This window comes from Plantactinospora sp. BB1, from assembly GCF_003030385.1.
Classification (GTDB): domain Bacteria; phylum Actinomycetota; class Actinomycetes; order Mycobacteriales; family Micromonosporaceae; genus Plantactinospora.
Window position 1 is genome coordinate 7,768,473 of the sequence record NZ_CP028159.1, and the last position, 26,855, is coordinate 7,795,327.

A 26,855-nucleotide genomic window follows, 5' to 3' on the forward strand; every position below is an offset into this window, starting at 1 on the left:
CTCGACAGGCCGCCGGCCGCGAGGTGCCGGCCGGCGGGGCGGTCCGCCGGCCAGGAGGCGCAGGCCGGCGCTGGTAGGTGGTTCTATGCGGATCCTCCCATGTGCCCGTTCTGGCAGTGCGGGCGCATCCGAGGGTGCAGGATGACTGGGGAACAACACCCAAGGAGGTGGGGACCGGTGTTTGGATTCGGGGGGCGCAGATCCCACAGGAAGCTCGTCAAGGCCGAACTGGGCGAGAGCTTCGATCACCTGATGCGCGCGGCCACCCACGCGGCGTCCGGGGTCGGGGCAACGGTGGGACCGCGGGCGTACGCCGCCCAGGCCTATCTCGCGCCGACGGCGACCAGGGTGCGGGCGACGGCGTCGGACGGCTGGGAGTCGGCGATGACCAGGTTCGCGCCGCTGGCGACGGCCGCCACGGACGGCGCCCGCCAGGCCGGCTCGGTCGCCCGTAAGGCGAGGTCGAAGAAGATGAGAGCGATGCGGAAGAAGAACTCGATGATGCGTCGACGCTGGCCGGTCCTGACCGGGCTGTTGGTCGCGGGGGCGGTGGCCGGCGCCATGGGCGCGGTCGTGGTGCGGCGACGCGGGCAGCGCCCGTGGGACGAGTACGACCCGGCGGCCACGCTGGACGCCGTACGCGACGACGCCGCCACGATCATGGACAGCTCGGCCGGCGGCACGACCCGGGAGACCACCGGGGACAAGTCCGTGCCGACGGAGAAGGTGAAGGACCGTACGGCGACGGCCGGCGAGAAGATCTCGACCGGGCCGATCACCGACGGGGCCCGGAAGGTGTCGACGAAGAGCGGCGACCGGTCCGACGGGTTGCTCGGTACGGCCGCGTCCCGCAACAGCGGCAACTGAGCGGCGACCGCGGGTCGACGTTCGGGGACCGTCACGGCGGTGTGGGGCCGGAAGCGCCCCGCGCCGCCGTGACCGTCTCCGGCGGCGGGCTCAGAGCCAGCGGTTGCGGCGGAACCAGCGGTAGAGGCCGAGCGAGATCGCCAGCATCAGCGCGAGTACCACCGGATAGCCGTACTTCCAGCCGGTCTCCGGCATGAAGTCGAAGTTCATCCCGTAGATGCCGGCGATGGCGGTCCAGACCGCGGCGATCGCGGCCCAGGCAGCGATCTTGCGCATGTCGTTGTTCTGGTCGACCGTCACCTGGGCCAGCCGGGCCTGGAGGATCGAGTTGAGCAGGTCGTCGTAGGAGTTGACCTGCTCGACCGTGCGGGTCAGGTGGTCCTGCACGTCCCGGAAGTAGCGCCGGATCTCCTTGGGGATCTCCCGGTTGACCTGGGCGGTCAGCGTCATCATCGGCCGTTGCAGCGGCACGACCGCCCGCTTGAACTCGACGAGTTCCCGCTTCATCTGGTAGATCCGCTGGATCCGGCCGTGCGCCTGCCGGGCGAAGACCTCGCCTTCGAGTATGTCCAGGTCGTCGCCGACCTGGTCGGTCACCTCCAGGTAGATGTCCACCACCCGGTCCATCACGGCGTACGCCACCGCCCACGGTCCCTGGCGGAGGATCTCCTGCCGGGCCTCCAGCTCGGAGCGGACCGGTGCCAGCCGGCAGGCGTCCCCGTGCCGGACGGTGAGCACGAAGTTCGGCCCGATGAAGAGCATCATCTGGCCGGTCTCGATCACGTCGGAGTTCTCGGTCAGCTCGCCGTGCCGGACATACCGGACGGTACGCAGCACCAGGAAGCTGACCTCGCCGAAGCGCTCCAGCTTGGGGCGCTGCTCCGCCTTGACGGCATCCTCGACGGCGAGTTCGTGCAGCCCGTACGCGGCCGCGATGCCGGCCATCTCGGCCTGGCTCGGCTCGTGCACGCCCAGCCAGACGAAGGCGCCGGGCTGCTGCCGCGCCGCGTCCAGCGCCTCGGCGTAGCCCGTCTGCCCCGGCTGGCGTACCCCGTCGACGTAGAGCCCGCAGTCGACGATGCCCAGCCCGTCCGGCCGGGAGTCGGTCGGGGTCCGCCCTCCACCGGCCTCGGTGCTCAACATCCGGGTCACCGCCGCCCGGACCGGCGCCGTCCAGGCCCGGGGTCTCGGTCGGCTGTTCCCACTGACCGCCACTCGGTCGGAATCGGTTTGATCCGGCATCGCCACCGCCCCCTTTCGGCCCGTTCGGGTGCGCGTTGCAGCGTACGCCGCCGATGCTCGGCACCGGACATGTCGCGGATCACCCCTGGTGGCGCCGCCGGTGGCGGCACGGCCCCCTGGATGGCGCGGTGAAAAAGTGGCGCCGGGTGGACCGTCCACGTCGGGGGGTAAGGTGCGGACGGCCCACCCGGCGCCGTGGGGGCGGGGGTTCTGCTCGTGGGCGCCAGCCACGGCCGGAGACTCGCCGTCCGGTGCCGGAACGGGCCGCCTCCACGCGAGTGGCGCTCGCAGCATTGTGGGCCGGCTACCGGCACGTAGGAAGCCCCGAATTCGCCATCCGCCACTATTGTCAGATATCTGACAGAAGGTTCCCCTGAAGGGCCTGGTCAGCTAAGCGGCGGTTACTCCCGCACCGCCCGTACCGCGTCGGCGAGCCGGCGGACCCCCTCCTCGATCTGGTCGGTGGTGACCCCGGAGTACGCCAGCCGCAGCGCGTGCCGACCCCCCTCGACCAGGAAGTCGCTGCCCTTGACCACCGTGACGCCCCGCTCGGCCGCCGCCGGTGCCAGCCGGTCCACGTGCACGTTCTGCGGCAGCTCGATCCAGAGGAAGTAGCCGCCGTTCGGCTCGGTGAACCGGGCGTCCGGGATGTGCTCCCGCAGCGACGCGGCCAGCGTGGCGGCCCGCTCACCGAGGGCGGTGCTGACGGTCCGGATCGAGCGCTCCAGGTCGCCGTTGACGCAGAACTGGTGCACGATCCCCTGCGCCACCAGGCCGGGCGAGATGTAGAGGTTGGTCGCCTCCTTGGCGATGTGGGCGATCAGCCGCGCCGGCCCGACCAGGTAGCCGACCCGGACCCCCGGGCAGACCGTCTTGGTGAAGCTGGAGGCGTGCACCACGGTGCCCTCCCGGTCCAGCGAGAGCATCGAGGGCAGCGGCTCGCCCCGGAACCGGACGTCCGCGTACGGGTCGTCCTCGAAGATCGTGAAGTCGTACTCGGCGGCGAGGTCGAGCAGGGCCTGCCGCTTCTCCTGCGACAGGGTCACCCCGGCCGGGTTCTGGAAGTTGGGGATGATGTGCGCCAGCTTCGGGCGTACCCCGGATTCGAGCAGTTTGCCCAGCTCGTCGGTGTCGATCCCGTCCGGCTGGATGGTGACCGGGTGCAGCTCGGCGCCCTGTCGTTGCAGGTTGAGCAGGGTCCGGTCGTAGGTCGGCCGCTCCACCACCACCGGGTCGCCGGAACGCACCAGGTGCTGGAAGAGGAAGGCGTCCGCCTGGAGCGATCCGTTGGTGACGAGAACCTGGTCGACCTCGACGCCATGCTTGTCGGCGATCCACTTCCGCAGGGGCGGGTATCCGACGGATGTCCCGTACCCGGTGATGCCGGCCGGATCGGCGTCGAAGGCGCGTACGGCCGCAGCCTTCAGCCCCTCGATATCGACGATGTCCAGCGACGGCGCCCCACGGGCGAAGGAGATCAGCTGCTCGACAGTCATGACTACCCAGCGTACGGGCGCCGCCAGCGTCCCGGGCGGAGGCACGACAATGTCCGTATCTTGGACGGCTGAAACCGCCGGGCGGGCGATCCGCCGGGTTGTGGCCGATGGCGACGGCCGCCGGACGGGAGACTCCGGTCAGATCGAGGCGACCGCCGGGGCGCCGACCCAGACCCGGACGATGTCCCGGACCGAGATCATCCCGACCACCTCGTCGTCGTCCAGCACCACCAGGTGCCGGAAACCGCCCCTGGACATCGCCTCGGCCGCCTCGTGCACGGTCCAGTCCGGTCCGGCGTAGACCACCTCCGGGGTGAGGTGCGCGGCGGTCCGTTCGACATCGACGTCGAGGCCGGCGCCGACCGCCTTCAGCACGTCACGTTCGGTCATGATGCCGACGCCCTCGGAGTCGGGGTCGACGACGACGGCGGAACCGACGCCGCGCTGCGCCATCATCTCGGCGGCCTGCCGGAGGGTGTGCTCGGGACCGACTATCAGGACATCGCCGGACATCGCTTCACGTACCCGCATCACTCATCACATCCCTGGGACGGGGACACCGGTCAGGGACAGACTGGACGCTCCCCGGGGGAACCACAAGCGGCGGTGTGGGCGGCGAGACCGGGGTGGCTAGTCTCGACCCGTGTCCACAGAGCCCCTACGCTGCGCCGGAGCCCTGATCGTCGACGACGAGGGCCGGATCTTCTTCCAGCGAAGGTCCCCCAACCGGAAGCTCTTTCCCAACACCTGGGACATCGTCGGTGGTCACCTCGAAACCGGCGAGACGGTCGAGGAGGCGCTGTTCCGTGAGGTCACCGAGGAGACCGGCTGGACGGTCTCGCTGGTGCTGGGCACGGTCGGCGAATACCGCTACACCCCCGACGACGGCATCGAGCGGATCGAGACCGACTACCTGGTCCGGGTCGACGGCGACCTCACCCGTCCCCGGCTGGAGGCCGGCAAGCACACCGAGTTCCGCTGGCTCGCCGAGGACGAGATCGCACTGCTCGACGAGCACCGCGACGTCAACGACGGGCTGATCCGGCGGATCGCGGAGGACGGTTTCCGCGCCCTGCACCTGATCGGCCTGTGAACGACTCCGTCCCGCTCGCCCCGCACCAGGCCGCCGCGCTGGTCTGGCCGGCAGTCGACCGGGTCTTCCGCGGTGTCATGGCGACCGCCCGGGTGCGGGGTGGTGCCGAGCTGGTCCAGAGCTACGGCGGCCCGGCCGCGACCGGCTTCCTGATCGACTTCCGGACCAGGCTCGCGGCCCCCGGCGGCACCATCGACAGCGTCGGGCTGGCCGCCCTCCTCCGCTACGGCGACCCGGCCGAATGCCAGCGCGTGCTGGACAAGCAGGTCGCGCACGGGATGCTGCACCGGCAGCCGGACGGCGGCATCCTGGCCACCGAACGCGGCCGGGCCTTCCTGGCCGAGCTCGCCGAGGTGCACGCCGAGGTGACCGGCGAACTCTGGGCGGCACATCCCGAACGGGTACGCCGGCTCGTCGGCACCCTCGGTCTGCTGCTCTCCGCCGCGCTCGACGAACTGCGTCCCGCCCAGATCCCGGCAACCGGCGTCGGGCAGGGTCACCTGCCACCCGCTCCGGTCGAGACCGGCCCGGTCGAGGGGCCGACCGACGGACGGGCCTTCGAGGCGATGGCACCGCCGTACGAGCCGGACGGCAGCCCGCCGGGCGTACTGCTGCTCAACCGGCTCGGCACGCTGCGCTACCACCGGGCCGACGCGCACGCCGCCGCCTGGCAGGCCGCCGGGCACACCGCCCGGAGCATCGCCGAACTCGCGGCCGGGCCGGAACGGATCGCCATCGAGCTGGAGACGGACCGCCGGGCGGCCGGCCCGTACGCCGTACTGACCCCGGCGGAGCGGCTGCGGCTCCTCGCCGACCTGGCCGCACTGCCCGGCTGACCTCCCCCGGTCCGGTAACCGCCCGCCTGGGCGGTTTCCACCCGGGCACCCGCCGTCGCATCGACATGGGTTGGCCCGGCGTTCTCCGGGAATTCGTACTCCGGACACGCGGCGCTATCCTCCCTGCGTCGGACGTGTCGCGAGGAAGGACCCGGAATGATCGGTGTGGTACTGGCCGCGGGGGCGGGTCGCCGGCTGCGGCCGTACACGGACACCCTGCCCAAGGCGCTCATTCCGGTCGACGGCGAAACCACGATCCTCGACATCGCGCTGCGCAACCTGGCCGAGGTCGGGCTGACCGACGTGACCGTGGTGGTCGGGTACGCCGCCGAAGCGGTCGAGTCCCGCCAGGCCGACCTCCAGAGCCGGTACGGGGTGCGGCTCACCCTGGTGCACAACGACAAGGCCGAGGAGTGGAACAACGCGTACTCGCTCTGGCTGGCCCGGGAGCACTTCGCCCAGGGCGCACTGCTGGTCAACGGCGACACCGTGCACCCCGTCGACGTGGAGAAGACCCTGCTCGCCCGGCGCGGCCCCGGCATCCTGCTCGCGGTCGACACCGTGAAGAAGCTCGCCGAGGAGGAGATGAAGACCGTCTTCGACGACTCCGGCCAGCTCGTCCGGATCAGCAAGCTGATGGACCCGGCGCAGGCGTACGGGGAGTACATCGGGGCGACCGTGATCGAGTCCCGGGTCGCCGGTGAGCTGGCCGACGCCCTGGAGGCGACCTGGCGGCGCGACCCGAACCTCTACTACGAGGACGGCTACCAGGAGTTCGCCCAGCGCGGCGGCGAGGTGCGGGCGGCACCCATCGGCGACCTGCCGTGGGTCGAGGTCGACAACCACGAGGACCTGGCCCGAGCCCGGGAGATCGCATGCCACTACTAGCCCGTACCGTCAACACCCCGCTGGTGATCGACGTGCGCCGCGGCGCGGTCGCGGACCTCGGCGCGCTGCTGGCCGACCGGCGCATCTCGGCCGGCGGCGAGGTGGCGGTGGTGGTCGGCCCCGGGCAGGGCGAGCGGATCGCCGAGCTCTGCCGGCCCGGCCTCGGCAACGCCGACGTCTTCACGGTGACCGGCGGCACCCTGGACGCCGCCCAGGAACTCGGCGAGCACCTGCACCGCCGCTCCTACGACGCGGTGGTCGGGATCGGCGGCGGCAAGACCATCGACACCGCCAAGTGGGCCGCCTCGCGCTACGGCATCCCGATGGTGACCGTGGCGACCAGCCTGGCGCACGACGGGATCGCCTCGCCGACCGCCTCGCTCGACCACGACGGCGGCAAGGGCTCCTACGGGGTGCACATCCCGATCGCCATCGTGGTCGACCTCGACTTCGTGGAGAACGGCCCGGACCGGCAGACCCAGGCCGGCATCGGGGACGCGCTGAGCAACCTCAGCGCGATCGCCGACTGGGAGCTGGCCCATCGGGTACGCGCCGAGCCGATCGACGGGCTCGCCGTCACGCTGGCCCGCTCCGGCGCCGAGGCGCTGCTCAACCACCCCGGAAAGATCACCGACGACGCCTTCCTCACCACCCTGGCCGAGGCGCTGATCCTGGGTGGGATCGCCTCCTCGATCTGCGGGTCGAGCCGGCCGGCCAGCGGCGGCTGCCACGAGATCTCGCACGCGCTGGACCGGCTCAACCCGGGTACCGGCTCGCACGGCGAGCAGGTCGGGCTCGGTGCCCTCTTCTGCACTTTCCTCCGCGGCGACCTGGAGCGGTTCGGCCAGCTCGCCTCCTGCCTGCACCGGCACGGCCTGCCCACCACCCCGGCCGAGCTGGGGTTGACCGACGAGGAGTTCGTGGCCGCCGTCCACTATGCCCCGCGTACCCGGCCGGACCGGTACACGATCCTGGAACACCTCGACCTGCCTCCTGCCGCGATCGGTGAACGGCTGGCAAACTACGTCGATGCAATCCGTGAACATCTCGGCTGACCCGGTGTCCCCGCCCACCACCGCCGACTTCTACCGGGTCAACCGGGGTGGTGGGCTGTTCAGCGAGGCGATCAGCCAGCGGATCGGTGCCGCCCTGGCCCTGGCAGCGCACCGGACCGGCCTGCCACCCACCGCGCTGACCATGGCCAACCTGGTGCTCGGGCTGGCGGTCTCGGTGACCGTGGTGACCCTGGCCGGGCCGGTCGCCGCCGGGGACGTGCCGGCCTGGGCGGTCGGGCTCGCCGCGCTGCTCGGCTGGCAGCTGGCGTACGCCCTGGACTGCGCCGACGGGCAGCTCGCCCGGGTCACCGGCCAGGGCAGCCCGGCCGGCGCCCGGGTCGACATCCTCTGTGACGTGGCGGCACAGATCGCGCTGGTCACCGCGCTTTCGGCGACGGCGGTGGCGCAGCGGCCCTCGGCGCCGATCTGGCTGGTCGCGGCCTTCGCCGGCACCTGGATGGTCAACCTGGTGACCTCGGTGATGGCGGCCGGCCCGAACGCGGCCAGCATGGTCACCTCGACCTCGCTGCCGGTACGGCTGGTGAAGCTGATCCGCGACTACGGTGCGGTGATCTTCGTGGCCGGGCTGGTGCTGACCGTCGTGCCGGAGTGGACGACCTGGCTGGTCGCCGCGTTCACGATCGTCAACGGCGGCTTCCTGCTGGCCAGCATCGCCTTCTCCGCCCGCGCCTCACTCCGCTGACTCCCGACCGGCGCTGACTCCCGGCCGGCGGGCGGGTCAGCGCTGGGCCATCCCGGCGTAGACGTCCAGGAGCTGCTTGGTGACCACGTCCGGGTGGAAGGTCCGCTCGTAGCGGGATCGGGCCAGCGGGGCGACGGCGGCGGCCGCCTCCCGGGCGGCGGGCAGCGCCCCGGCCAGCGCGGCCGGGTCGGCCGGTACCAGCCAGCCGGCCGCACCGGCCGGGTCGTCCGCGCCGACCAGGTACGGGATGCCGCCGAGCGCGGTACCCAGCACCGGGCGGCCGGCGGCCAGCGCCTCGATCACCACGGTCGGCAGCACGTCGTGCCAGGTCGGTACGGCCAGCACCACGGCGGTGGCCCGGAGCGCGGCGGCCACCCCGGCCCGGTCCAGCGGGCCGAGGAACTCGACGTCGGCGCGTTCGGCCGCCGCCGCCTCGGCCAGCGGCCGCAGCTCGCCGTCCCCGGCGATCCGCAGCGGCCCGAGCGCGCCGTCCGGCTGCCGGCGCCAGGCGTCGAGCAGCAGCCCGACCCCCTTCTCCGGGGAGAGCCGGCCGAAGAAGAGGAAGCCCTCGCCGAGCGGGGCCGGCACACCCGGGTCCGGGATGCCGTTCGGCTTGACCACGATCCGGTCGGCCGGGATGCCGTAGTCGCGCAGGTGCGCGGCGATCCCGGAGGTGAGCGCGATGTAGCGGTCCACCGAGCGCCAGGTCGGCCGGTGTACGGCCAGGGTGGTCGCCATCAGCGCGCTCTGCGCCCGGGAGCCCCGGTAGCAGCGGTGCACGATCGCCGGCACGCCGAGCGCCCGGCCCCGGCAGTCCTGGCAGATCTTGCCGTCCCGGAAGTAGAGCCCGGAGGAGCAGACCTGCCGGTAGTTGTGCACCGTCTGCACCACCGGCACCCCGTGCCGGTGCGCGGTCCGGACGACCCAGGGCGAGAGCAGCGGGTACGGGTTGTGCAGGTGCAGTACGTCCGGCCGGTGCTCGGTGATCAGCCGGCTCAGCTCCTGCTGCGCCTTCGGCGCGTAGATCGGCGAGATCGGCAGCAGCGCCCTGGCGGCCGGGGAGAACTCCGCGATCTCGTCGGAACTGCGCAGGAAGGGATGGACGGTCACCCCGGCGGCCCGGAGCTGGATGATCTCCTGGTCGACGATGGTGTTCTCGCCGGACGGCTGCGCCTCGCGGTAGCGGTTGTGCGCCACGATCACCTGCACGCCGGTCGCTCCTCCTCCATGATCGCGTCCTCCCCGTTCCGCGCGTTCCGCGCGTGGCCGGGATTGAACGCTACCGTTTATGTCGTGCCCGAGTTACCTGAGGTGGAGGCGCTCGCCGGTTACCTGCGCGAGCGGGCGGTCGGCCGGCGGGTCGACCGGATCGAGGTCGCGGCGATCAGCGCCCTGAAGACGTACGACCCGGCGCCGACGGCGGCCGCCGGGCGGGAGGTCGTGGACGCGGGCCGGCACGGCAAGTTCCTCGACGTGACGCTGGCCGGTGACGGCGGGCCGGAGCTGCACCTGGTGACCCACCTGGCCCGGGCCGGCTGGCTGCACTACCGGGAGTCGTTCAACTCGGCGGTGCCGCTCAAGCCCGGCAAGGGCCCGATCGCGCTGCGGGTACGCCTCGACGACGGGTCCGGTTTCGACCTGACCGAGGCCGGTACGCAGAAGAAGCTCGCCGTCTACCTGGTGACCGATCCGACCCAGGTGCCCGGGGTGTCCCGGCTCGGGCCGGACGCGCTCGCCGCCGACCTGCCCACCTTCGCCGAGCGGCTGCGCGGCCGGAAGGGCCAGGTGAAGGGCGTGCTCACCGACCAGGAGGTGCTGGCCGGGGTCGGCAACGCGTACTCGGACGAGATCCTGCACACGGCGAAGCTGTCGCCGTTCGCGCTGACCAACCGGCTCACCGACGCGCAGATGGCGGCGCTGCACGAGGCGACCCGGCAGGTGCTCGGCGATGCCGTGGAGCGGTCGCTGGGGCAGCGGGCGGCGGAGCTGAAGGGGGAGAAGCGGGCCGGGTTGCGGGTGCACGCCCGGACCGGGCTGCCCTGTCCGGTCTGTGGCGACACGATCCGTGAGGTGTCGTTCGCCGACTCCAGCCTCCAGTACTGCCCGAGGTGCCAGACCGGCGGCAAGCCGCTCGCCGACCGCCGCCTCTCCCGGCTGGTGCGTTGACGCGTTGAGTGATCGGGTTCGCCCGCTGCGTGGTCGTGCTTGTAGGTTGAGCGATCCTGCTTGTACGTTAAGTGATCCCGGCTCGTACACCGGGTCAAAAACGCCCACTGGGCAAGAAACCGGCAACCGCCGGGCTCTACCGCCACGGTTGTCCGTCGGTATAGTGACCCCGGTCTGCGACTCCGCGGCCTCCGGACCGAATGAGGATCGGGGCCTGCATGGGAGAGACTGAGACGGTGGGCGACCCGAGCCCTTACGGCAAATGGGCGGCACGTGTCACGCGGGAGGACGTGGGTGAGGTGACGACAAGCCTCCAGCGCCCGGTAGGCAGCGGCCGACCGAGTACTCTGCGTCACGTCGACAGCTTCGAGATCCAGCCACCGACCACTCCGCAGACGAACGGGGTACCCCGCTCGGCGTGGGCGCGGGCGCGGCGGCGGGTCTCCCGTTGGCACCGGCCCTACATCGCGATCCTGCTGCTGCTCGACTTCGGGGCGGCGGTGCTGGCGAGCTGGACCGCGATCCAGTGGTTCGACCAGGCGGCGGCCGGCTTCACCGACGCGGACAAGGACCCCACCTGGTTCCACACCGTCTCCTATCTGCTGCTCCCGCTCGGCTGGCTGATCGTGCTCTGGGCCAACGGCGCCTACGACCGCCGCTACCTGGGGCTCGGCACCGACGAGTTCAAGCGGGTCACCCGGGCCGGGGTGGCGGTCGCGGCCAGCGTCTCGTTCCTGGCCTTCGCCACCAAGACCGACCTGTCCCGGTGGACCGTCGGCACCGCGCTGCTCGGCACCCTGCTGCTGGTGCTCCTCGCCCGCTCCGCCGCCCGCCTGCTGCTGCACACCGTGCGACGCCGCGCCGGCCAGGCCGCGCAGCGGATCGTGCTGGTCGGCACCCTGCCGGAGGCGCTGGAGGTCTACACGGCGATCAACCGGGTGCCGGCGGCCGGGCTGATCCCGGTGGCGATCCACCTCACTGACGGTTACGCCGCGGCCCGGGGGATCGAGACGCCGATCCCGGTCTACGCCGGCCGGGACATCCTCTCGCTGGTCCGCGAGGTCGGCGGTGACACCATCGCGGTCTGCGGCTCGGCCAGCACCGAGCCCGGCGAGCTGCGCCGGCTGGCCTGGCAGTTGGAGGGCTCCGGCGTCGACCTGATCGTGGCACCGCAGCTCACCGACATCGCCGGCCCCCGGGTGCACATCCGGCCGATCGAGGGCCTGCCGTTGCTGCACGTCGAGGAGCCGACCCTCTCCGGCCCGGCGCTGCTGGCGAAGAACCTGCTCGACCGGTTCGCCGCCGGGCTGGGGCTGCTGCTGCTGGTCCCGCTCTTCGCCGCGATCGCGATCGCGATCCGGATCTCCGACCCCGGCCCGGTCTTCTTCCGGCAGCCCCGGGTCGGGCACGAGGGCCGGACGTTCCGGGTCTGGAAGTTCCGGACCATGTACGTCGACGCCGAGCAGCGGCTCGCCAGCCTGGTCGACCAGAACGAGACCGACGGCATGCTGTTCAAGATCAAGGAGGATCCCCGGGTCTTCCCGGCCGGGCGGTTCCTCCGGGCCAGCTCGCTCGACGAGCTGCCCCAGTTGATCAACGTGCTCTGGGGCGAGATGTCCCTGGTCGGTCCCCGCCCGCTCCCCGCCGACGACGGCGACTTCCTCGGCGACGTACGGCGCCGGCTGCTCGTCCGGCCCGGCATCACCGGGCTGTGGCAGGTCTCCGGCCGCTCCGACCTCTCCTGGGACGAGGCGGTCCGGCTGGACCTCTACTACGTCGACAACTGGTCGCTGGCGTACGACCTGAGCATCCTGTGGCGGACCGTCGGGGTGGTACTGGCCCGCAAGGGCGCGTACTAGCCGACATCGGGACCGGCCGGTGACGGATCCGGCCGGATCGGTGGCTTGGCGAACCGGTCGACCAACCGTCAGGATCTCTGGGTGGGGTGGCCCAACCTGTCCACGGCGGTCGCCGTGGTGGCGATGATCAGTGCGTTGGCGGCTGCCCTCTTCGCCGTCGTCCGGCTGCGGGCCCGGCAGGGCATCGCCACCGCCACCCAGCGGGCCACCTACGACGTACTGCACACCGCCGGGCTGGCCGCCGAGCCGCTGCGCGCCGGACTCACCCCGGCCGGCGCGGCCAAGGCGGTACGCCACCTGCGTACCCTGGTCGGCTCCGCCGGGCTCGCGCTGGCCGACCGGGACCGGCTGCTCGCCCTCGACGGGCGCGGCGGCCACCACGGCGAGCAGCTCCTCGCCGCCGCCGCCAACACCATCCGGACCCGGCGGTCGACCGTGCTCGGCGAGTCGGAGCTGCGCTGCGACCGGGTCGACTGCCCGGTCCGGGGCGCGGTGATCGCACCGCTGACCGGCCCCGACGGGCGGGTCGGCGCGGCGCTGGTGGCGATCGCCGACGCCCAGCCGGCTCCCGGGCTGGTGCAGGCCGCCCTGGAGACCGCGCACTGGGCCGGCGCCCAACTCGCGCTCGCCGAGCTCGACTCGTCCCGGGAGCGGCTGGCCCGGGCCGAGGTACGCGCGCTGCGGGCCCAGATCAGCCCGCACTTCATCTACAACGCGCTGACCGCGATCGGTTCGTTCGTCCGGACCGACCCGGAGCGGGCCCGGGAACTGATCCTGGAGTTCGCCGAGTTCACCCGCTACTCGTTCCGGGCGCACGGCGAGTTCACCACGCTGGCCGAGGAGCTGCGCTCGATCGACCGCTACCTGACCATCGAGCGGGCCCGGTTCGGCGACCGGCTCCAGGTGAAGTTGCAGATCGCCCCGGAGGTGTTGCCGGTCAGCCTGCCGTTCCTCTGCCTGCAACCGCTGGTCGAGAACGCCGTCCGGCACGGGCTGTCCCGCAAGCCGGGGGTGGGGATGGTCAGCATCGAGGCCCGGGACGCCGGGGCGGAATGCCACATAACGGTCGAGGACGACGGGGTCGGGATGGACCCGGCCGTGCTGGCCGCCGGCATCGCCGACGCCGCCGCCGACCCGGCCGACGACTCCGGCCAGCACGTCGGCCTCTCCAACGTGGACGAGCGGCTCCGGTCGGTCTTCGGGGACCAGTTCGGCCTGGTCGTCGAGACCGACCTCGGATCGGGTACGAAGGTGAGCATGCGGATACCGAAGTTCCACCGCCACGTCCGGGCGAGCGCGTGACCGGCTGCCCGCACCCGCACCCGGACCGGCGAGCGACCCGGAGGGGTGCCCCGTGACCGGTTTCCTGCGCGTCCTGGCCGTCGACGACGAGCCACCCGCGCTCGACGAGCTGGCGTACCACCTGCGGGCCGACCCACGGGTCTCCCGGCTGCACACCGCCGGGGACGCCACCGAGGCGCTGCGGGTGCTCCGGGACGCCGACGTCGACGTCGTCTTCCTGGACATCCGGATGCCCGGTCTCGACGGCATGGAGCTGGCCCGGGTACTCCGCCGGTTCGCCCGGCCACCGGCGATCGTCTTCGTCACCGCGTACGACGACGGGGCGGTCGACGCCTTCGACCTCGGCGCCACCGACTACGTACGCAAGCCGGTCCGGGCCGAACGGCTCGCCGAGTCGCTGCGCCGGGTGGTCGGCTCCCGGGTCGTCGCCACCCATCCGGCGGCACTGGCCCGGGCCGAACCCGACCCGACGATCCCGGTCGAGCTGGCCGGCACCACCCGGATGCTGCCCCGCTCCGCCGTACGCTGGGTCGAGGCGCAGGGCGACTACGCCCGGCTGCACACCGCCGACGGCTCGCACCTGGTCCGGGTGCCGCTGGCCACCCTCGCCGAGCGGTGGGCCGACGCCGGTTTCGTCCGGATCCACCGCTCCTACCTGGTGCAGCTCCGGCTGATCGCCGAACTCCGGCTCGCCAACTCCGGGTACGTCGTGGTGGTCGACGAGACCGAGCTGCCGGTGAGCCGCCGGCACACCCGGGAACTGAAGGACAAGCTGGTCCGGGCCGCCAAGCAGGACTGGAACCGCTGACCCGTCGACGCGTACCCGGTCAGGGGCCCCGCCGGGCGTCCAGCTCTGCGGCCCGGGAGGTCAGGTGGCGGCGCTCGGGCAGGCTCGCCGTCCGCCGGGCGGCCTCCCGGTAGTCGGCCGCCGCCCCGGCCGGGTCGCCGGAGAGTTCCCGCAGCCGGGCCCGGGTGGCGAGCAACCGGTGGTGGGTCGCCATCCGCCGGTCGGCGGCGAGGGTCTCCAGCAGGGCCAGCCCGGCGGCCGGGCCCTGCACCATGGCGACCGCGACCGCCCGGTTCAACGTCACCACCGGGTTCGGCGCGAGCTGTTCCAGCAGGTCGTAGAGGGCGAGGATCTGCGGCCAGTCCGTCTGGTCGACGTCTTCGGCCTCGTCGTGCAGCGCCGCGATCGCCGCCTGCACCTGGTACGGCCCGACCGACCCCCGGGGCAGCACCTCGGTGATCAAGGCGATTCCCTCGGCGATCCGCTCCCGGTCCCAACTGTTCCGGTCCTGCTCGGCCAGCGGCACCAGAGCGCCGTCCGGACGGGTCCGCGCCGGCCGGCGGGCGTCGGTGAGCAGCATCAGGGCGAGCAGCCCGGCCACCTCGGCGTCGTCGGGCAGCAGCCGGCGCAGCCAGCGGGTGAGCCGGAGCGCCTCGTCGGAGAGCCTCGGTGCGGTCAGCTCCGGCCCGGTCGACGCGGTGTAGCCCTCGTTGAAGACCAGGTAGAGCACGTGCAGCACCGCGTCCAGCCGCTCGCCCCGGTCCCGGCCGTCCGGCATCGCGAACGGCAGTCCACTGGCCCTGATGGTCTGCTTGGCCCGGCTGATCCGCTGCGCCATCGTCGCCTCCGGCACCAGGAACGCGGCGGCGATCTGCCCGGTGGTCAGGCCGCCGACCGCGCGCAGCGTCAACGCGATCTGGCTGGCCGTCGAGAGCGCCGGATGGCAGCAGAGGAAGAGCAGGGTCAGCGAGTCGTCCCGGTCCGTACCCGGGTCGGCGTCCGCCGGCCGGCCCAACAGCTCGGCCTGCGGGGTCGCCGCGACCACCGCGTCCTCCCGGCGCCGCCGCGACGCCTCGCTGCGCAACTCGTCCAGCAACCGGTGTACGGCGACCGTCACCAGCCAGCCCCGGGGATTGTCCGGAATCCCCTCGGTCGGCCAGTGCTGGGCGGCCCGGAGCAGCGCCTCCTGGGTGGCGTCCTCGGCCGCGTCGAACCGTCCGTAGCGACGGACCAGCGTGCCGAGGACCTGCGGCGCCAACTCGCGCAGCAGGTCCTCGATCCTCCGATCCACGCTCACCCTTCCTCGCCGTCCCGGTGCACGCTCACCCGCTTGCCGCCTCGGTGACCGGTCACGCCAGGTCGGCGACGGACTCGTGCAGGATCGGCCAGACCTCGACGGGTTCCTGGTCGGCCCAGGGCAGGTCGGCGGCGATCTCGTACGCCCGCGCCTCGCTGGAGCAGTCCAGCAGGTAGAAGCTGGCGATGTACTCCTTCGTCTCCAGGTACGGCCCGTCGGTGACGGTCGGGGCACCGCCCGCGCGGCGTACCAGCCGGGCAGCGGCGGCGTCGGCCAGGCCGTACCCGCCGATCAGTTCACCGGTCTCGTGGTAACGCCGGTTGAACTCGTCCTGCTTGGCGATCTCCGCCGGCCACGACTCGGCCGGGATCGAGTCCCACTTCTCCTGGTTGCCGTAGATCAGCAGCAGGTACTTCACCTCTGGTCCTCCGCTTCCGTCTCCGCGTACCCCGTCGGCACGTCGTCACCATACGGACGGTGCCGGCCGGGCATCCTCTACATCGCGGCGCGGGGTGACGTCCGCCTCGCCTCGCCCGGCCTCGACCCTGGCATCCTGCGGGCCGGTCAGGGTACGGAGCCGGCGGCCGAGCAGCGGCAGGGCGGACACGACCAGCCCGAGCGTGCCGACCGCGACCCCCCGCACCGCGCACGGCTGCCGCTGGCTCCACTACGACCGCAGCCCGGCCGGCCGGAGCCGATGGTGCACCATGGGCATCTGCGGCAGCCGGGCCACGATGCGCGTCCACCGGCAACGGGCCCGCTGACGGCCGCACGGAACACGGGCGGCCCGCCGCCCGCGCAACTCAGCAACGGGGGAAAGCAGAATGGCACCATCGCGTCCGACCGTCACCCGCCGGGCCCTGCTCGGCGCAGTCGCGCTAGCGCCGCTGGCCGGCTGCGCGAGGGACACCACGACAGCACCGCCGCACGCCTCGGCTCCACCGCCCAGCACGGCCCCGGCCAGCACGTCTCCGGCCACCGCCGCTCCGCCACGCCGGCACGACCAGCTGCTCCGGTTGGAGCGCGAGTTCGACGCGCGGCTCGGGGTGTACGCCCTCGCCACCGGCACCGGCACCGTCGTCGCGCACCGGGCGGACGAGCGGTTCGCGTTCTGTTCCACGTTCAAGGGACTCGCCGCGGCGGCGGTACTGGCCCGCAACCCGCTGACCCACCTGGACACCGTCGTCCGGTACGCCAGGCGTGACCTGACGGCGAACGCGGTCATCACCAGGCGACACGTCGACCGGGGGAGGATGACGATCCGGCAACTCTGCGACGCCGCGGTCCGGTACAGCGACGGTACCGCCGGGAACCTGCTGGTGCGGGACCTCGGCGGGCCGGCCCAGTTGACGGCGTACGCGCGCAGTCTCGGCGACACGGTCACCCGGATGGACCGGATCGAACCGGCGATCACCCAGGCGACCCCGGGAGATCCGCGCGACACCACCTCCCCCAGGGCGATCGGCACCGACTACCAGAAGATCCTGCTGGGCGACGCGCTCGTACCCGAGAAGCGCGCCTTCCTCCGCGACCTGCTGGAACGCAACGCCACCAGCGTCGGCGCCCGGCGCATCCGGGCCGGCGTGCCGAAGGGTTGGACGGTGGCCGACAAGACCGGGACCGGCGGCTACGGCACGGTCAACGACATCGGTGTCGTCTGGCCACCGAACTCCCCGCCGCTGGTCATCGCGATCATGTCCAGCAGGGCCGCCCGGGACGCCGACCACGACCAGGCGATCATCGCCAGGGCCACCGAGTACGCCGTGGCGACCCTCAGCCGAGGCTGAGCCGGCCGCCCGCCGGCTCGCCGGCCCGACCGGGCGGTTGCCGCGCGGTGCGACAATGCACTACTTCGACCGCGCGATCTGCTGCCCCGACCTGCCGGGGCGCACCCGGCGCGGCGAAACCGACAGCAGCGCACCGGCCGCGCCGTGCGGCGGGCCGGCGTGCCACACGGGGGGAATCTTCACCGATGCTCGACTCCGCGACGACCCAGGTACTCGAACCTGTGCCGCCTCCACCGCCGAAGCGGCGTCGCACCCGCAGCCACTGGCTACTGATCAGCGGACTGCTGATCGTGCTCCTGGCCGGCGGTACGCTCTTCGCGATCGCGCCGCTGCGCGACCCGCTGCCGGCCGCGGCCGTCACCCGGACCCTGCCCGAGTCGACCACCATTCCCGGCAGGGCGCCGGTGGTGCCGTGGCCGAGGACCGGGCAGGCGGCGCTCTCGGTCGATCCGGTCGGCTCGCTCGGCACGTCGGGCGGCAGCGAACCGGTGCCGATCGCCAGCGTGACCAAGGTGATGACCGCGTACGTCATCCTCAGGGAGCACCCGCTCGACCGGGGCGAACACGGGCCGAAGCTGACCGTCAGCGCCGCGCAGGCCGCCGCGTACCCGGCGGAGCTGGCCCGGGGTGAATCCCTGGTGCCGGTCGTCGCGGGCGCGGTCTTCACCGAACGCCAGGCACTCCAGGCGGTGCTGCTGCCCTCGGCAAACAACATGGCCCGGATCCTCGCCGCCTGGGACGCCGGCAGCGTCCCGGCGTTCGTCGAGAAGATGAACGCCACCGCCGACGCGCTCGGGATGAAGGACACCCACTACACCGACCCGTCCGGCCTCGATCCGGGCACCGTGAGCACCGCCGTCGACCAGGTGATCCTGGCCCGCGCCGCGATGGAACTGCCGGCGTTCGCGGAGATCGTGGCGCAGAAGAAGGCGACCCTGCCGGTCGCCGGCACGGTGCAGAACTACAACTCGCTGGTCGGCCGGGACGGCGTGGTCGGGATCAAGACCGGCTCCACCGACGAGGCGGGCGGCTGTCTCGTCTTCGCCGCCGTCGTCAAGGTCGGCGGCAAGAAGATCACCATCGTGGGCGCGGTCCTCGGGCAACCCGGCGCGAACACTCCGGTGCAGCTCGACCGGGTGTTCAAGGCGACCCGTCCGCTGGTGCGCACCGCCACGGCCGCGCTCGGGGTGCATCCGGTCGTCCGGGCCGGCGACCAGGTCGCCACCGTGCGGGGGCCGCTCGGCACCGGCACCACGATCCACGCCGGCAAAGACCTGGCCGTGGTCGGCTGGCCCGGCATGCGGGTACGCCTGGACGTCGACGTGCCGGCCGTACCGGCCCGGCTGCCGGCGCAGACCGCGCACGGCCAGCTGACCGCGGTCGCCGGTGAGGGTGCTCCGGTCACCGGCGCACTGCACAGCGGGGCGCGGTTGGCGCCGCCGAGCAACTGGGAGCGGATCCGCCGGCACCGCTGACCGGCGCCGTACCGTCCCGGTCGGTCAGTTGGTGCGATCGGGTCTGCGAACGTCGAAGGCCCCGGTCGGGACGCGTGTCCCGGCCGGGGCCTGCCGTGGATGGCGGATAGGCCACTATTTCGGCTGGGTGAAGCGGATGCTGTTGCCGAAGGGATCGCGCAGGCCGCAGTCGATGCCGTACGGGCGCTCGGTCGGCTCCTCGGTGAACTCGACCCCCCGGGCCAACAGCGTCTCGTACGTCTTGCGGCAGTCGTCGGTACTGAAGATGAGCCAGCCGCCCGTGGCCCCCTTGGTGACCAGCTCGCGGACCTGCTGCGCCGTCTCCTCGCTCAACACCGGCGGGCCCGGCGTCGTCAGCAGGATCTGCCGCTCCGGCTCGCCGGGGATGTTGACGGTGAGCCAGCGCATGAATCCGAGATCGGTGTCGGTGTTGACCTCCAGGCCGAGCTTGCCGACGTAGAAGTCAAGGGCCTCGTCCTGGTCGAGGACGTAGATCTGCGAGTGCGTGATGCTGTTGAACATGTCCCTCACGCTACGGCCGGGGCCGGCCGAAAACTTATCCAAAACTGATCAGTGTGCGGGGGCGTACCGGCAGGTCAGCGCGGTCAGGAACTCGGCCGCATCCAGGCCATCGTGAAGCAGGTCGGGACGTCGACCGCCACCGTCTCCTTCCGGTACGCCCTCGGCGAGCGGCCGACGATGTCCCGGAACGTACGGCTGAAGGTGCCCAGGCTGCCGAAGCCGACATCGAAGCAGATGTCGGTCACACTGCGCTCGGTCTCCCGGAGCAGGAACATCGCCCGCTCGACCCGACGCCGCTGGAGGTAGCGGTGCGGCGTCTCGCCGAAGGTCGCCCGGAAGGTACGCGCGAAGTGCGCCTCCGAGACGTGCGCGATCCGGGCCAGCGCCGGTACGTCCAACGGCTGCGCGTACGCCCGGTCCATCGCGTCCCGTGCCCGGAGCATCCGGCGGTTGCTCTCCTCCACGGCACGGCGCACGGCTCCATCACACCACGGTGCTGCCCCGTGACGTCCGGCAGCCCGCGATCGGACCCGCCTCGTCAGCGCGTCCGGCCCGGTACGTCGGACCCGCCTCGTCAGCGCATCCGGCCCGGTACGTCGATACCGAGCCGCTCGGCGAGTTCGGCCGACTCCGGTACTCCCAGCTCCTGGTAGAGCCGGTACGCCTCCATCAGGAGTCCCCGGGCCGCCGGATCGCCCGTCGACTCCGCCGCGGCGGCGAGGGCGACGAGGGCCCGCGCCCGCAGCACCGGCACCTGCTGGTCGGTCCAGTAGCGCAGGGATCGGCGGAGACGGCCGACAGCGCCTGCCCCGCCACGGCGTACCTCGATCTCGCCGAGACTCAACTCCGCCAGGGCGAGGCCCCAGTCGTTACCCCGGTCGCGGAAGATGACCACCGCGCTGGCCAGCGCCTCCTGGGCCTCGGCCGCGCGGCTGGCGTCGTGTGCCAGCGCCTCCCCCACGGCGCGCAGGCTCTGCGCGGTACCGATCGGATCGCCGATCCGCGCGAAGAGTTCGGCGGCCTTCCTGGCCGGCTGTTCCGCCTCGCCGTCCCGGCCGGCGGCCAGCAGCGCACCGGCGAGGCCGCGCAGGCCGCACGCCTGGAGAAACCTGTCCCGGCACGACCGGGCGATCGCGATCGCATCCCGGATCACCCGTAGCGCCTCGTCCGTGTCGCCGCGTTGCCGCAACACGAACCCGAGACTGGTGAGGGTCAGGGCCCTGGTCCGGCGCTCGCCGACCCGTCCCAGTGCCGCCACGGCAGCGCGCAGCTCGGTCTCGGCCTCGGCGAGCCGGCCGGTCAGGCCGAGGACGAAGCCGATGTCCCTACCCGTCATCGCGGCCCCGGCCTCGTCGCCGAGGTTCGCCGCGGCTACCCGTGCCGCCCGCAGCGTCGACAGCGCCGCGTCAGGGTCGTCGAGTTCGACCAGGCAACTGCCGAGCCCGCGGAGCACCAGCGCCTCGCCGGGCCGGTCGCCGACCCTCCGGCAGCAGTCCAGCGCGGCAAGCATCCCCCGACGCCAGTCGTCGTAGTAGCCACGTAGCTGGTAGAAGTCGGCGCTGCATCCGGCGAGGGCCCGGGTGACGGCGGCCAGGCCGGCCTCGGCGGAGGCGGGCACCAAGGCAGCCAGCGCTTCCCGTTCGGCCTCGAACCACTCGACGGGCCGGCCGGTGGCGACGGCGACGGCCCGCTGGTCGACGTCGACCGCCGGATGGCTCCGGTCGTCGAGGTGGAATCTCCGGCAGTCGAGTCGGTCCTGGGCGTTGCGGGCGAGAGCCAGCCAGCCCGACACGGTCCGCTCCAGCGCGCCCGCCCATTCGGCGCGGCTGATCCGGTCCTGTTGGCGCTCACGCGCGAACAGCCGGGTCAGCTCGTGGAACCGGTACCGCAGCTGACCGGCCTGGTCCGGACCGAGCGCGTCCAGCAACCGGGCGTCGAGCAACTCTTCGAGTACGGCGGCGCCGACGTCCGGGGAGGAATCGAGCAGGGTGGCGACCGGCCAGCCGGGGAACGTCGGCACGTTCAGCCCGCCGAGCAGTGCGAACGCCCGGGCGGCGGCCGGTGTCAGCCCCTGGTAGGCGAGCTGGAGACCCGGCCGTACGGCAAGGTCACCGTGCCGGAGTTCGTCGAGCCTGTGCCGCTCGTCGGCGAGCCGCTTGCCGAGCATGCCCGCCGTCCAGTGCGGGCGAGCGGCGAGCCGCGCCCCGGCGATCCGGATCGCGAGTGGCAGCCCGCCACAGGCGTCGACGATCTCGGCGGTGGCTGGTTCGTTCCGCACCCGGTCCCCGCCGGATACCCGGCAGAGCAGGTCGATCGCGGCGGCGGTGGGGAGTGGTCGCAGGTCGATCGCGGTCACGCCGGAGAGTCCGGTGAGCGATAGACGGCTGGTCACCATGACCGCGGTGCCCTCGGGGGGCAGGAACGGCTCGACCTGACGGTGGCCGTGCGCGTCGTCGAGGAGGAGCAGGACGCGTCGCCCGGCCAGCCGCGTCCGGAACAAACCTGCTCGGGCGTCCAGCCCGGTCGGCAGTGCCGAACCGTCGGCGCCGAGCGCCCGCAGCAGAGAGGCCAACACCTCGGCAGGATCGACCGGTTGGCCCTGGGTGTCCCGCAGCGCCGCGTAGAGCTGTCCGTCCGGGAAACTGCCGGCGAGCGAGTGCCCCGCGTGTACGGCCAACGCCGTCTTACCCACGCCCGACGGCCCGGAGATGACGACCAGCCTCGCGGCTCCGGATGTCGGTGCGAGCACCCGGCGGAGCAGGCCGACCTCGTCCTCGCGGGCGACGAAGTCGGAGAGGTCGGCGGGTAGCTGCCGCGGTGCGGCGGCGGCGATCGGGGCAGCTACCCGCGACCGGCCGGAACTGGGCTGTCCAGGGTTGGGCTGTCCGGTGTTGGGCTCACCGGGGTTGGGCTGGCCGAGAGTGGGCTGGCCGGTGTTGGGCTGGCCGGTGTTGGGCTGGTCGGGTCTCAGCTGGCCGGGCCGATTGGCCCAGAAGAGCAGACGTCCGGCGAGGACGAACTCGTCTCGGGCGGTCCCGGTGAGCGCAAGTGCCGTCGCCAGCCGCTCGACCGTCCGTGGTCGCGGGCTGCGCCCTCGGCCGCGTTCCATCTCCCGGACGGAACGGGAGCTGATCCCCGACCCTTCGGCGAGCTCTTCCTGAGTCAGCCGGCGGTCGAGCCGGTGCTGCCGGAGCAGCGCAGCGAACTCCGTCTCTGGTGCCATCTGACCCCCGTCCAGTCACCAGTAGCACAACCGTACGTCCGGCAGAACGTCCGGTTCAAGATCCTGGACCGGCGGGGACCGGCCGCCTTTGATGAATGCACTGGTCAGCACTCTCACGGCCAGCCCTCCGGAGGAGGTCGATGCCGACAGGACGTCCGCGCCGGCTGCCGACCGGCCGCCGAAGACGCTGTGACCGCCTCCGCCAAGGCAGCTCACCCCCGGGCCAGTCAAGGAGCACAGATGCTAGAAACCGCATGGGCGACCCTGCGTTTCGGTACCTCCATGGTGTTCAACAGACCCTTCCACCGGCGCTCCCTCGACCGAATCATGACCGCCATGCGGGCCACGTACGAGGAACTCGGCCCGATCACGAGCGCCGGCGGGGACATGCTCGGCGGACCTTCGCTGGACGAGGAAACCCGGAAGGTCGTACAGAGCCGGCGGTTCCGAGAGCAGGCGGTACGGGCCGCCCGGGAGACGTCGTACTACGCCGAGGTGTTCCAGCGCACCGGGCTCGATCCGCGCCGCATCCAGTTCGACGACATCGCGTCGGTGCCGGTCACACCGAAGGAGGCGCTCCGGGACGACCCCGAGGCTTTCGTCCGCAGTGGAGCCCGGCCGCATCACCGCAGCACCACCACGGGTACCACCGGCTGGCCCACCACGGTGTGGTTCTCCGACGACGAGTACCACCTGATCGGCGTCCTCTCGGCCATCACCTTCCTCAACCGGGAGATCATCACTCCCGAGGACTTCGTACAGGTGTCGATCAGCACCAGGGCGCGGCTCGGCGTGCACGGGGTGTCGTTCGCCGCCGGGGCGATCGGCGCGGTGATGCACGCCGCCGGGCTGGTCAGCCCCGAGCACACGCTCGCGCTGCTCTCCGAACGGCACCGGTTGCCCCGGCACAAGCCGTACGTGAGCGTGATGTCCACGTACCCGTCGTATCTCGGCCAGTTGATCGAGGCTGCCCGGGAGGGCAACTACCAGCCGAACGACTTCGGTCTGGAGCGGATCCTGATGGGCGGCGAGATCATCACCGCCGGCCTGGAACGCCGCGCCCAGGAGGTCTTCGGCCCGATCACCCTGCTGCAGAACTACGGGATGACCGAGCTGATGCCGTTCGGCGCCAATCTCTGCAACCAGGCTCACCTGCACTACGAGCCGGCGGTCGGACTCGCCGAGTTCCTCGACCTGGAGGGGACGGGCAGGCCGGTGGGGGCGGACGAACCGGGCGTGGTCGTCGCCACCCCGCTGCCGCCGTTCCGGGACACCACCGTGCTGCTGCGCTACAACACCGAGGACGTGGTCCGACCGGTAACGGGTCCGTTGACCTGCGACATGCGACGCATCCCGGCCAGTACCAATCTGCTCGGCAAGCTCAAACTGGCCGTACGGCACGACGACGGTTGGGTGTTCGTCCGGGACGTGGTGGAGGCCCTGGACTCGGTCGACGCGGTCGTGCTGCCCGCCCGGTACGGCTTCTGGGCGGTCCCCGGCGGCGTCGCCGTCGAGGTGGTGGCCCGCTCCGACGACGCGGCCACCCGGGAGGCCATCGGCACCGCGCTGGAGGAGCGCGGGGTACCACTGCGCGACCTCCGGGTCATCACCGACCGCGCGGACCTCCAACATCCGCGACCGCTGCGCTGCGACCTGCGGGAGGGGTCGATGGCCAAGCTCGCGGAGAAGCCCAAGGCCCCGACCCGGAAGCCGGTTGCCCAACCGGCCCTCGCGGGCGTGAACGGGAGGCCGTGATGCCCACGTCGTTCTACGTCGTCATCGGCATCGTGGCCGCCACCGCGATCGCCGGCTGGTGGTTCTACCGACGCTTCACAGTGGACCGGCCCCCGATCGGCGTGGTCACGCGCAGCGACATCGCGATCCTCCTCGCGCTTCTCGTCCTGCTGCCGTACCTCTACCTGAACCTGCCGATCGCCGTGGTGACCGTGGTCCTCGCCGTCGGCACCCTCGCCACCATGTACGTCACCCTCGAGCCGATGCTGCGGTACGGCTGGCTGGCCCTCACCGTCGGTCTGGTGCTGATCGGGGCCGACATCGCACTCGGCGTCCTCGACGGGGTCACGGCCACGTCGTTCCTGGTCGTGAACAACCTGGTCATGGTCATCGCCATCGTCGGGGCGACCAACCTGTGGGCGCAGAGCGGCGCGAAGGCCCGGGACATCGCGCTGCTGGCCGCCGCGCTGACCGGGTACGACGTCATCGCGACGTGGCAACTCTCCGTCATGACCGACGTGATGGAACGGCTCGCGACCGCACCGCTCGTACCGATCATCGGCTGGGACCTGGGCAACCTGGCGACGGGCCTGCGGATCGGGCTCGGTGACGTCCTGATCCTGACGGTCTTTCCACTCGTGATGCGCAAGGCCTACGGGCGGGCGGCTGGACTGGTCGCGCTCGTCCTCGGCCTGACAATTCCGCCGATCCTCTTCGCGCTGCTGGTCACCGGAGTGGTGACGGCGACCATCCCGGCGATGGTGGTCATCGGTCCGCTCGTCGTCGGCCAGTACTTCTGGTGGCGACGGCGCGCGGGTGGTCGGGAGCGAACGACGGTCGAGTACCTGCGGGCCGAACCCCTCACCTCGCAGGCCGCGACATGACCGCGCCCCCGCCCATGGACGGCGACCACCAGGTCGCCATCGGACTCGGAGACTGAGGGAGGTGTAAATATGATCAAGGTGCACCTGCAGTACTGCCGGTACGCGCTCACCGCGCTCTCGGCGGTTGGCTTCTCGCTCTGCAAGTCGACCTGAGACCGGTAACGGCCCGGACAACAGACGCCGGTTGCCCGCAGGGTGCGGGCAACCGGCGTTCGCCATGCGCGGGCTCGGCGACGGGTTCGACCGCCTTCCGTCCGGCAACGCGCCACGGGTAGCTTCGGTTCGATGATCGTGTGGCTCAACGGCACCCACGGCGCAGGCAAGACGACGACCAGTGCACTCGTGCAGCAACTGCTCCCGGACTCACGGGTGTTCGACGCCGAGAAGGTCGGCGAGACACTCATGGACATCACGCCGGGGCTGCCTGCGACGGACAACTTCCAGCACTGGCCGCCATGGCGACAACTCGTCGTCGAGACCGCCCGCCGCGTACTCGACTACACCGGCGGCACCCTGGTGATTCCCATGACTGTCCTGGTCGAGCAGTACTGGCGCGAGATCAGTACGGGCCTCGCCCACCATGCCATCCCGGTGAGGCACTTCGTCCTCCACGCTGACCAGGACACCCTCCGTCGGCGGATCGCGGGGAAACACGCCATCCCCTCCCCGTTCCGCCTCAGATACCTTGAGCCATACGCGGAGGCGGCTCGCACGTGGCTACACGACGAGGCCGAGGTCGTCGACACCGCGCAGCTCACGCCCGCCCAGGCCGCCCTGCAGATCGCAGAGGCCGTGAGGAGTTGAGCCTCGGCCTACCCGCCAGACGCCCGCCGATCCGGCCGGCGACACGACGGAGGACAGGCAAGGGTACGCGGGGCGACGACATTTGGACCAGCCTGGGTCCTGGTACAGCGTTTCCCCTGGTCGACGCGGTTCTGGGATGGAGCTGGTTCGGCCTGGAGTTATACCGGCTCATGGCCCGTGGATGGCCCGGCGTCTTCGTGCTGTTCGTCGGCAGGCCGCAGGTGCTCCCACTGAGGGTCGTAGCAGACAAGACCGTGCTCAGCGGCCAGTCTGGCAGCTTCGGCTGACAACTCCCTCGATCTGCCGTAGGGCATCGTCAGATAGATCATCGGCCCGGATGCGTCGTCGAGCAGGGGACCCCACTCAGACGTCGCACCGCCAGTCAGCTCGGCCCAGCGCTCGGCCAGCGCCGCAGCGTAGACCCGGATGCGCGGGGTCGGATCGAACGTCTCGTCCTCCATGAACTCCTGATAGAGCCGCTCGTACACAACGCCGCCGTCGACATCGTCAGCCGGAGGAGCACCTTCCCACACCGCAAGGTCGTAGCTCATGCCGGCAGTGTGCCGCCCTGTGCCGACATCAAGTTCGGTCGAGGGTCCACGCATTGGATGAGGGCCGTCTTTTGTCAGCGACCGCCTATCGCCGACGCGCTGAGCAAGCTCGTCGAGGACGCGCGCAAGCCCACCGACGACACCGGCAACGGGGACCAGAACCAGGCGCCCGCCGACCCGGCCGGCGACGCGACGGAGGGCGCGGAAGGGCACGCGAAACCGGAGGGGCACGCAGGGGCACGACGCCCGGATAGAGATCGAATACGACGAAGGCCCAGCGTCAG

27 protein-coding genes are annotated in these 26,855 nt (G+C 71.9%); 16 read left to right on the plus strand and 11 right to left on the minus strand.

The window, feature by feature from the left end; translation table 11 throughout:
* Positions 1 to 252 precede the first annotated feature (252 nt).
* The gene (locus tag C6W10_RS37675; protein ID WP_159079359.1) at positions 253 to 867 is read left to right on the plus strand and encodes a hypothetical protein; all 615 of its coding nucleotides are present in this window, start codon (positions 253 to 255) and stop codon (positions 865 to 867) included.
* 90 nt (positions 868 to 957) lie between these two features.
* On the opposite strand, the gene corA is transcribed toward C6W10_RS37675, so the two are convergent.
* The 3 genes from corA to C6W10_RS34120 all read right to left on the minus strand — a co-directional run bounded on the left by corA (position 958) and on the right by C6W10_RS34120 (position 4,136).
* On the minus strand, positions 958 to 2,109 hold the full coding sequence (corA, locus tag C6W10_RS34110; RefSeq protein WP_107264508.1) for a magnesium/cobalt transporter CorA: 1,152 nt from the start codon (positions 2,107 to 2,109) through the stop codon (positions 958 to 960).
* Positions 2,110 to 2,510: 401 nt separating this feature from the next.
* The gene (locus C6W10_RS34115; protein ID WP_107263133.1) at positions 2,511 to 3,605 is read right to left on the minus strand and encodes a PLP-dependent aminotransferase family protein; all 1,095 of its coding nucleotides are present in this window, start codon (positions 3,603 to 3,605) and stop codon (positions 2,511 to 2,513) included.
* A 138-nt stretch (positions 3,606 to 3,743) separates the two neighbouring features.
* Positions 3,744 to 4,136 (minus strand): cyclic nucleotide-binding/CBS domain-containing protein, encoded by a 393-nt coding sequence (locus C6W10_RS34120; protein WP_107263134.1) that lies wholly within the window; start codon positions 4,134 to 4,136, stop codon positions 3,744 to 3,746.
* A gap of 112 nt (positions 4,137 to 4,248) precedes the next feature.
* Here C6W10_RS34120 and C6W10_RS34125 point away from each other — a divergent pair, with 112 nt between their 5' ends.
* The 5 genes from C6W10_RS34125 (at position 4,249) to C6W10_RS34145 (ending at position 8,180) form a co-directional block, all read left to right on the plus strand.
* The gene (locus C6W10_RS34125) at positions 4,249 to 4,698 is read left to right on the plus strand and encodes an NUDIX hydrolase (RefSeq protein WP_107263135.1); all 450 of its coding nucleotides are present in this window, start codon (positions 4,249 to 4,251) and stop codon (positions 4,696 to 4,698) included.
* Positions 4,695 to 5,534 carry a hypothetical protein gene (locus C6W10_RS34130; RefSeq protein ID WP_107263136.1) on the plus strand — a complete coding sequence of 280 codons (840 nt, stop codon included), beginning with the start codon at positions 4,695 to 4,697 and terminating at the stop codon, positions 5,532 to 5,534. The genes C6W10_RS34125 and C6W10_RS34130 overlap by 4 nt, the downstream gene beginning before the upstream one ends.
* Before the next feature lie 156 nt (positions 5,535 to 5,690).
* Positions 5,691 to 6,422 (plus strand): sugar phosphate nucleotidyltransferase, encoded by a 732-nt coding sequence (locus C6W10_RS34135; RefSeq protein ID WP_107263137.1) that lies wholly within the window; start codon positions 5,691 to 5,693, stop codon positions 6,420 to 6,422.
* Positions 6,410 to 7,477, plus strand: coding sequence for an iron-containing alcohol dehydrogenase family protein (locus C6W10_RS34140; protein ID WP_107263138.1), 1,068 nt, complete (start codon positions 6,410 to 6,412; stop codon positions 7,475 to 7,477). Before C6W10_RS34135 ends, C6W10_RS34140 begins: the two co-directional genes overlap by 13 nt.
* Positions 7,452 to 8,180, plus strand: coding sequence for a CDP-alcohol phosphatidyltransferase family protein (locus tag C6W10_RS34145; RefSeq protein ID WP_107263139.1), 729 nt, complete (start codon positions 7,452 to 7,454; stop codon positions 8,178 to 8,180). Before C6W10_RS34140 ends, C6W10_RS34145 begins: the two co-directional genes overlap by 26 nt.
* A 36-nt stretch (positions 8,181 to 8,216) precedes the next feature.
* Here the strand turns inward: C6W10_RS34145 and C6W10_RS34150 are convergent, their stop codons facing one another.
* Positions 8,217 to 9,389 (minus strand): glycosyltransferase, encoded by a 1,173-nt coding sequence (locus C6W10_RS34150; RefSeq protein ID WP_107263140.1) that lies wholly within the window; start codon positions 9,387 to 9,389, stop codon positions 8,217 to 8,219.
* An 84-nt stretch (positions 9,390 to 9,473) separates the two neighbouring features.
* On the opposite strand from C6W10_RS34150, the gene C6W10_RS34155 reads away from it, so the two are divergent.
* The 4 genes from C6W10_RS34155 to C6W10_RS34170 all read left to right on the plus strand — a co-directional run bounded on the left by C6W10_RS34155 (position 9,474) and on the right by C6W10_RS34170 (position 14,315).
* Complete coding sequence (locus C6W10_RS34155) at positions 9,474 to 10,346, plus strand: Fpg/Nei family DNA glycosylase (protein ID WP_107263141.1); 873 nt, start codon at positions 9,474 to 9,476, stop codon at positions 10,344 to 10,346.
* A gap of 290 nt (positions 10,347 to 10,636) precedes the next feature.
* On the plus strand, positions 10,637 to 12,205 hold the full coding sequence (locus tag C6W10_RS34160; protein ID WP_234359533.1) for a sugar transferase: 1,569 nt from the start codon (positions 10,637 to 10,639) through the stop codon (positions 12,203 to 12,205).
* Between the two features lie 123 nt (positions 12,206 to 12,328).
* Entirely contained in the window at positions 12,329 to 13,507 is a 1,179-nt protein-coding gene (locus tag C6W10_RS34165; protein WP_369938728.1) for a sensor histidine kinase, read from the plus strand.
* Between the two features lie 52 nt (positions 13,508 to 13,559).
* Complete coding sequence (locus tag C6W10_RS34170; RefSeq protein WP_107263143.1) at positions 13,560 to 14,315, plus strand: LytTR family DNA-binding domain-containing protein; 756 nt, start codon at positions 13,560 to 13,562, stop codon at positions 14,313 to 14,315.
* 19 nt (positions 14,316 to 14,334) lie between these two features.
* Here the strand turns inward: C6W10_RS34170 and C6W10_RS34175 are convergent, their stop codons facing one another.
* Genes C6W10_RS34175 through C6W10_RS38150 form a run of 3 tightly spaced genes read right to left on the minus strand, consistent with a single transcriptional unit; the run spans position 14,335 to position 16,234 of the window.
* Positions 14,335 to 15,591, minus strand: coding sequence for an RNA polymerase sigma factor (locus tag C6W10_RS34175; protein WP_107263144.1), 1,257 nt, complete (start codon positions 15,589 to 15,591; stop codon positions 14,335 to 14,337).
* A gap of 52 nt (positions 15,592 to 15,643) precedes the next feature.
* The gene (locus C6W10_RS34180; RefSeq protein WP_107263145.1) at positions 15,644 to 16,009 is read right to left on the minus strand and encodes a YciI family protein; all 366 of its coding nucleotides are present in this window, start codon (positions 16,007 to 16,009) and stop codon (positions 15,644 to 15,646) included.
* A 45-nt stretch (positions 16,010 to 16,054) separates the two neighbouring features.
* The gene (locus tag C6W10_RS38150; protein WP_199854119.1) at positions 16,055 to 16,234 is read right to left on the minus strand and encodes a hypothetical protein; all 180 of its coding nucleotides are present in this window, start codon (positions 16,232 to 16,234) and stop codon (positions 16,055 to 16,057) included.
* On the opposite strand from C6W10_RS38150, the gene C6W10_RS39815 reads away from it, so the two are divergent.
* The 3 genes from C6W10_RS39815 (at position 16,212) to C6W10_RS34195 (ending at position 18,853) form a co-directional block, all read left to right on the plus strand.
* Positions 16,212 to 16,355, plus strand: coding sequence for a CGNR zinc finger domain-containing protein (locus C6W10_RS39815; protein ID WP_199853793.1), 144 nt, complete (start codon positions 16,212 to 16,214; stop codon positions 16,353 to 16,355). The two genes, C6W10_RS38150 and C6W10_RS39815, sit on opposite strands and share 23 nt — an antisense overlap.
* Positions 16,356 to 16,415: 60 nt before the next feature.
* On the plus strand, positions 16,416 to 17,378 hold the full coding sequence (gene bla, locus C6W10_RS34190) for a class A beta-lactamase (protein ID WP_107263147.1): 963 nt from the start codon (positions 16,416 to 16,418) through the stop codon (positions 17,376 to 17,378).
* 185 nt (positions 17,379 to 17,563) lie between these two features.
* On the plus strand, positions 17,564 to 18,853 hold the full coding sequence (locus tag C6W10_RS34195; protein ID WP_107263148.1) for a D-alanyl-D-alanine carboxypeptidase family protein: 1,290 nt from the start codon (positions 17,564 to 17,566) through the stop codon (positions 18,851 to 18,853).
* Between the two features lie 114 nt (positions 18,854 to 18,967).
* Here the strand turns inward: C6W10_RS34195 and C6W10_RS34200 are convergent, their stop codons facing one another.
* The 3 genes from C6W10_RS34200 to C6W10_RS34210 all read right to left on the minus strand — a co-directional run bounded on the left by C6W10_RS34200 (position 18,968) and on the right by C6W10_RS34210 (position 22,598).
* A complete protein-coding gene (locus C6W10_RS34200) occupies positions 18,968 to 19,375 on the minus strand; it encodes a VOC family protein (RefSeq protein ID WP_107263149.1) in 408 nt (135 codons plus the stop codon).
* A gap of 83 nt (positions 19,376 to 19,458) precedes the next feature.
* The gene (locus C6W10_RS34205; protein WP_199853375.1) at positions 19,459 to 19,851 is read right to left on the minus strand and encodes a helix-turn-helix domain-containing protein; all 393 of its coding nucleotides are present in this window, start codon (positions 19,849 to 19,851) and stop codon (positions 19,459 to 19,461) included.
* Positions 19,852 to 19,949: 98 nt separating this feature from the next.
* Positions 19,950 to 22,598 (minus strand): tetratricopeptide repeat protein, encoded by a 2,649-nt coding sequence (locus C6W10_RS34210; protein WP_107263150.1) that lies wholly within the window; start codon positions 22,596 to 22,598, stop codon positions 19,950 to 19,952.
* 240 nt (positions 22,599 to 22,838) lie between these two features.
* On the opposite strand from C6W10_RS34210, the gene C6W10_RS34215 reads away from it, so the two are divergent.
* The 3 genes from C6W10_RS34215 (at position 22,839) to C6W10_RS34225 (ending at position 26,020) form a co-directional block, all read left to right on the plus strand.
* Positions 22,839 to 24,353 carry a phenylacetate--CoA ligase family protein gene (locus C6W10_RS34215; RefSeq protein WP_107263151.1) on the plus strand — a complete coding sequence of 505 codons (1,515 nt, stop codon included), beginning with the start codon at positions 22,839 to 22,841 and terminating at the stop codon, positions 24,351 to 24,353.
* Positions 24,353 to 25,216, plus strand: coding sequence for a hypothetical protein (locus C6W10_RS34220; protein WP_107263152.1), 864 nt, complete (start codon positions 24,353 to 24,355; stop codon positions 25,214 to 25,216). Before C6W10_RS34215 ends, C6W10_RS34220 begins: the two co-directional genes overlap by 1 nt.
* 285 nt (positions 25,217 to 25,501) lie before the next feature.
* A complete protein-coding gene (locus C6W10_RS34225; protein ID WP_107263153.1) occupies positions 25,502 to 26,020 on the plus strand; it encodes an AAA family ATPase in 519 nt (172 codons plus the stop codon).
* Between the two features lie 158 nt (positions 26,021 to 26,178).
* On the opposite strand, the gene C6W10_RS34230 is transcribed toward C6W10_RS34225, so the two are convergent.
* Complete coding sequence (locus C6W10_RS34230) at positions 26,179 to 26,571, minus strand: hypothetical protein (protein ID WP_107263154.1); 393 nt, start codon at positions 26,569 to 26,571, stop codon at positions 26,179 to 26,181.
* Positions 26,572 to 26,855 lie beyond the last annotated feature (284 nt).

Coding starts and splice junctions, on each gene's coding strand:
- C6W10_RS37675 (WP_159079359.1), top strand. CDS start 253: ATGCGCGCGGCCACCCACGCGGCGTCCGGGGTCGGGGCAACGGTGGGA.
- corA (WP_107264508.1), bottom strand. CDS start 2,109: ATGCCGGATCAAACCGATTCCGACCGAGTGGCGGTCAGTGGGAACAGC.
- C6W10_RS34115 (WP_107263133.1), bottom strand. CDS start 3,605: ATGACTGTCGAGCAGCTGATCTCCTTCGCCCGTGGGGCGCCGTCGCTG.
- C6W10_RS34120 (WP_107263134.1), bottom strand. CDS start 4,136: ATGCGGGTACGTGAAGCGATGTCCGGCGATGTCCTGATAGTCGGTCCC.
- C6W10_RS34135 (WP_107263137.1), top strand. CDS start 5,691: ATGATCGGTGTGGTACTGGCCGCGGGGGCGGGTCGCCGGCTGCGGCCG.
- C6W10_RS34140 (WP_107263138.1), top strand. CDS start 6,410: ATGCCACTACTAGCCCGTACCGTCAACACCCCGCTGGTGATCGACGTG.
- C6W10_RS34145 (WP_107263139.1), top strand. CDS start 7,452: ATGCAATCCGTGAACATCTCGGCTGACCCGGTGTCCCCGCCCACCACC.
- C6W10_RS34165 (WP_369938728.1), top strand. CDS start 12,329: ATGATCAGTGCGTTGGCGGCTGCCCTCTTCGCCGTCGTCCGGCTGCGG.
- bla (WP_107263147.1), top strand. CDS start 16,416: ATGGCACCATCGCGTCCGACCGTCACCCGCCGGGCCCTGCTCGGCGCA.
- C6W10_RS34195 (WP_107263148.1), top strand. CDS start 17,564: ATGCTCGACTCCGCGACGACCCAGGTACTCGAACCTGTGCCGCCTCCA.
- C6W10_RS34200 (WP_107263149.1), bottom strand. CDS start 19,375: ATGTTCAACAGCATCACGCACTCGCAGATCTACGTCCTCGACCAGGAC.
- C6W10_RS34210 (WP_107263150.1), bottom strand. CDS start 22,598: ATGGCACCAGAGACGGAGTTCGCTGCGCTGCTCCGGCAGCACCGGCTC.
- C6W10_RS34215 (WP_107263151.1), top strand. CDS start 22,839: ATGCTAGAAACCGCATGGGCGACCCTGCGTTTCGGTACCTCCATGGTG.
- C6W10_RS34220 (WP_107263152.1), top strand. CDS start 24,353: ATGCCCACGTCGTTCTACGTCGTCATCGGCATCGTGGCCGCCACCGCG.
- C6W10_RS34225 (WP_107263153.1), top strand. CDS start 25,502: ATGATCGTGTGGCTCAACGGCACCCACGGCGCAGGCAAGACGACGACC.
- C6W10_RS34230 (WP_107263154.1), bottom strand. CDS start 26,571: ATGAGCTACGACCTTGCGGTGTGGGAAGGTGCTCCTCCGGCTGACGAT.